This window comes from Micromonospora sp. NPDC003776 (genome assembly GCF_053605645.1).
The window spans coordinates 1-4,339 of sequence record NZ_JBSGJR010000575.1 but is presented as its reverse complement, the minus strand read 5'-3'; the positions used below and the strand labels follow the sequence as shown (position 1 = coordinate 4,339).

Annotated in this window: 4 protein-coding genes; 2 read left to right on the top strand and 2 right to left on the bottom strand. The window is 78.0% G+C overall.

What is annotated here, in order from left to right; translation table 11 throughout:
* A partial coding sequence (locus ACWEVO_RS31150; RefSeq protein WP_452311041.1) for an FUSC family protein occupies positions 1-1,241 on the top strand: 1,241 nt, incomplete at its 5' end.
* 5 nt (positions 1,242-1,246) lie between these two features.
* On the opposite strand, the gene ACWEVO_RS31145 is transcribed toward ACWEVO_RS31150, so the two are convergent.
* Complete coding sequence (locus tag ACWEVO_RS31145) at positions 1,247-1,939, bottom strand: alpha/beta hydrolase (protein WP_452311040.1); 693 nt, start codon at positions 1,937-1,939, stop codon at positions 1,247-1,249.
* A 105-nt stretch (positions 1,940-2,044) separates the two neighbouring features.
* Positions 2,045-3,034 carry a LacI family DNA-binding transcriptional regulator gene (locus ACWEVO_RS31140; RefSeq protein WP_452311039.1) on the bottom strand — a complete coding sequence of 330 codons (990 nt, stop codon included), beginning with the start codon at positions 3,032-3,034 and terminating at the stop codon, positions 2,045-2,047.
* Positions 3,035-3,150: 116 nt separating this feature from the next.
* Between ACWEVO_RS31140 and ACWEVO_RS31135 the strand changes: the two genes are divergently transcribed.
* The coding region (locus ACWEVO_RS31135; protein WP_452311038.1) for an MFS transporter at positions 3,151-4,339 on the top strand (1,189 nt) is incomplete at its 3' end.

The following is a 4,339-nucleotide window of genomic DNA, read 5'->3' as shown; positions in this document are numbered from 1 at the left end:
GCCGCTGCCGCCCCGGCGGCCACGGCGCAGGATGTGGTGGGGCGCGGCGACGGGAGGCGACGATGGCGTGGTGGAGCAGGGCCCGGCCCGGCCGGCAGGGCGGGTCCGCCGCCCGGCCGCGGGTCGCGACGGCGGTCCGGGAGGCCGCCGGCCGGCTGCGCCGGGGGTGGCTGCCCGTCGTGGAGGCCACCCTCGCGGCCACCGTCGCCTGGATCCTCGCCACCCGGCTGGTCGGCCACCCGCAGCCGTTCTTCGCCCCGGCCGCGGCCCTGATCGTGCTCGGCCAGGCCCGCGGCCAGCGGATGCGCCGGGCCGTCGAGGTGGTGCTCGGCGTGGCCGCCGGCGTGCTCGTCGCCGACCTGGTGGTGCAGGCGCTCGGCCCGCGGAGCACCTGGACGGTGCTCACCGTCATCCTGCTCACCGTGGCCCTGGCCGTGGCGATCGGCGCCAGCTCGGTGACCGTGGTGCAGGCCGCCGTCTCCGCCCTCTACCTGGTGGTCGTCGCGCCGCCGACGGAGGGACTGGTCCCGTTCCGGTTCGTCGACGCGCTGATCGGCGGCGGGGTCGCCCTGGTGGCCAGCCAACTCGTCGACGCCCGCCGGCCGCTCGCCCCGCTGGTCGCCGAGTTCCGGCACACCTTCGAGGAACTGGCCGGAGTGCTCGACGACATCGCCACCGCGCTCGACCGGGGCGACGACGAGGCGGCGCTGGCCGCGCTTGAGCGGGCCCGGCACGCCGACGCCGGCGTGGAGCGGCTCCGCGGCGCGGTGCAGGCCGCGGGCGAGGCGCTCCGGCTCAACCTGCGCCGCCGCGAGCACCTGGGCCGGCTGCGCTCGGTGGCCGCCTCGATCCGGCAGATCGACTACGCGGTCCGCAACGTGCGGGTCCTCGCCCGCGCCGCGGTCACCCTCACCCGCGGTGCGGCGCCGGTCCCGGCCGACCTCGGCGACGCGGTGCGCACCCTGGCCGAAGCGGTCCGGTCGGCGGGGAACGCGCTCGCCGCCGACCTCACCGGTCAGGAGGGGATCGCCGACAGCCACGCCGCGCGGGCCGACTTGGCGGCGCTGGAGGCGGTCCGGGCGGCGGGCCGGCTCTTCACCCCGGGCCAGACCCTGCCCCTCGCGATGATCATCGGCCAGGTCCGGGCCACCGCCATCGACCTGCTGCGTGGGGTCGGCGTGGACGACGACGCCACCGTGCTCAGCCGGGTCGACGCGGCCGTCGCCCGTCCCGGCGGCTGAGCCGGTCAGCCGACCAGCCAGTCCACCGCCCGCCGCCGGATCTCCGCCGGCACCTCGTGGCCGTCGGGGAACTCGGCGTACTCCACCGGGTAGCCGAGCGTGTGCAGGCGGGGGACCAGCCGCCGGCTGCACACGTCCACCGGCAGCACCCGGTCGGCCACGCCGTGCGAGACGAAGACGCGCGGCCGGCCGTGGGTCACCAGCGGCGCGGCGAAGCCGGGGGAGAAGGCCAGCACCGCGTCGACCAGGTCGCCGTTGGTCAGCCCCAGGGAGAGGGCGTACGAGGCGCCGTCGGAGAAACCGCCGACCGTCACCCCGGCCACCGGGTACGTGCCGAGGGCCTCGGCCAGCAGCGCGTCGATCCGGGCGACGTCCGGGCCGTAGCCCTCGGCGATCAGGTCCCAGGTGCTCGCGGTGGCCTGCGGAGCGAGCAGCAGCAGCCGGTGCGCGTCGGCCAGCGGCAACAGCAGGTCCAGCCCCTGCTCGGCCGACCCGCCCGCGCCGTGCAGCAGCACCACCAGCCGGTACGGCCCGTCGCCCGGCGGCACGTGGCGCAGCCCGGGCCGTCCGCCCCACGGATCGGCCAGCGCGGACGTGCCGGGGGGAGCGGCCTGCGCCACCACGGTCGCGCGGGCGCTCAGCCGGCCGTGCCGGTGCCCCTCCTCGGGCTGCCGGTGCGGTGCCGCGGGCTCGGTCATCCCGTCCTCGCCCCCTCGTCGTCGCGCGGACCGCCCGCGTCCCACCCGGTGCGGCCGGTCGGATCGCCGGGGCTTACCCGGCTCCCGCCGGTCCAACCGCACGGCTCAGGCGCTCTCCCGGGCGACCAGCGTCGAGGGGAAGAAGGTGACGGGGGCCATCGGGCGCCGCTCCAGCACGGCGGTGGCGGCGGCGGTGGCGATCCGGGCGACCGGATGGGTGGCGGTGGTCAGCGGCGGGCTGCTCACCGCCGCGTACGGGATGTCGTCGAACCCGGCGACCGCCACGTCGTGCGGCACCTGGACGCCGCGCCCGCGCAGCGCGGCGATCGCGCCCAGGGCGGTGGCGTCGCTGGCGGCGTAGACGGCGTCGGTGTCCGGCCACCGGTCGAGGATCTCCAGGGCGGCCCGCCCGCCCCGGGCGGCGGTGAAGTCGCCCCGCACCACGCGCGCCGGCAGCCCGGCCGCCCGCATCAACGACCGGTACGCCGTCACCGATCGCTCGGCGCAGGTGAGCCAGCGCGGACCGGTCACCATCGCGATCCGCCGGTGCCCGCCGGCGTACAGGTGGCGCAGCACCTCCGCGGCGCCCCCGGCGTTGTCCACGTCGAAGGAGGGGACGGTGGGCGAGCCGATGCCGATCGAGGCGACCCGGCCCCGCATCGCGGCGGGCACCGCGTCCAGCGCCGCCGGCGTGGTGTTGACCAGCAGCATCCCGGCCACGCTCCGGTCCTCGCCGAGCCGCCGCAGCTCCGACAGGGCGCGCCGGGACAGCCATTGGAGGGTCACGCCGAGCCCGTGCGGGGCGCAGACCCGGGCCGCCGCGCTGACCACCCGGTCCACGTACGGGTCGTCGAAGAGGCTGTCGTCCCGGCCGACGACGGCCACGACGAGGCGGACCCCGGCGCCGCGGACGAGGGCCCGGGCGGCGGTGTTCGGCACGTAGCCGAGCCGGTCGGCGGCGGCGGCGACCCGCTCCCGGGCGTCCGGGGAGGCGAAGCCGTAGCCGCCGAGCACCCGGGACGCGGTGGCCCGGGACACCCCGGCCGCCCGGGCGACGTCGTCGAGAGTGGCGGATCGTGTGGTCGGCGTGCCCATGTCGGCATCATGCCGGGTCGGGCCGACGGAGGTAAGGGGTGGTGGCGCTTGCGCTGAGAGCGCTCTCGGGTGTCCGATGGTCGTCGCACCGGCCCGGGGGAGAGGACCATGTCACGGTGAGCAGCACCATCGACACGCCGACCGTCGACCGGCGGGCCGTGCCGCGGCCGGTCCTGACCGCCCGCAACGGCGTGACCGCCGTCTTCGCCCTCAACGGGCTGGCGGTCGCCACCTGGTTCTCCCGGGTGCCCGCGGTCCGCGAGGCGCTCGGGCTCAGCGCCGGGCGGCTCGGCCTGCTGCTGCTGGCCATGTCGGCCGGCGCGCTGGTGGCGATGTCCACCGCCGGCCTGGTCACCCTGCGGCTCGGCCCGGCCCGCACCGTGGCCGCGTCGACCGTGCTGGTCGCGCTCGGCCTGACCGGGGCCGGCCTCTCCGCCGGCCTCGCCGGCTCGCTGGTCGGCGTCGCGGTCGGGCTCTTCGCCCTCGGCTACGGCTCCGGCGCCTGCGACGTGGCGATGAACGTCGAGGGCGCGGCGGTGGAGAAGCGGCTCGGCCGCACGATCATGCCCCGGTTCCACGCCGCCTGGAGTCTCGGCTCGGTGGCCGGGGCCGGCCTGGGCGCCGGGGCGGCCCGCCTGGGCGTACCGGTGGGTTGGCACCTCACCACGGTCGCGGCGGTGGTCCTGGCCGGCACGCTGGTCGGCGCCCGCGCCTTCCTGCCGGCCCCGGCCGAACCGGCCGGCCCGGCCGACCCCGCGGCCCGCCGGCGCGCGCTGCTGGCCACCTGGCGCGAACCGCGCACCCTGCTGATCGGCCTGTTCGTGCTGGTGATGGCGTTCACCGAGGGCAGCGCCAACGACTGGCTGGCGGTCGCGTTCGTCGACGGCTACGGGGCCAGCCAGGCGGTCGGCGCCACCGTGTTCGGCGTCTTCGTGGTCGGCATGACCCTCGGGCGCACCGTCGGCACCGTGGCCATCGACCGCTGGGGCCGGGTACGCGTGCTGGTCGGCACCATCGGGCTGGCCGCCGCCGGGGCCACCCTCGCCGTGCTGGCCGGCTCCGGCCCGCTCGCCGTGGCGGGCGTGGCGCTGTGGGGGGTCGGCGCGTCGCTCGGCTTCCCGGTGGGGATGAGCGCCGCCGCCGACGAGGAGGACCGCGCCCCGGCCCGGGTCAGCGTGGTCGCCATGATCGGCTACACGGCCTTCCTCGGCGGCCCGCCGCTGCTCGGCTTCCTCGGCGACCACCTGGGCATCCTGTCCGCCCTCGGGCTGGTGCCGGTGCTCCTGCTGCCCACCCTCGCCCTGG

Coding starts and splice junctions, on each gene's coding strand:
- ACWEVO_RS31140 (WP_452311039.1), bottom strand. CDS start 3,034: ATGGGCACGCCGACCACACGATCCGCCACTCTCGACGACGTCGCCCGG.
- ACWEVO_RS31145 (WP_452311040.1), bottom strand. CDS start 1,939: ATGACCGAGCCCGCGGCACCGCACCGGCAGCCCGAGGAGGGGCACCGG.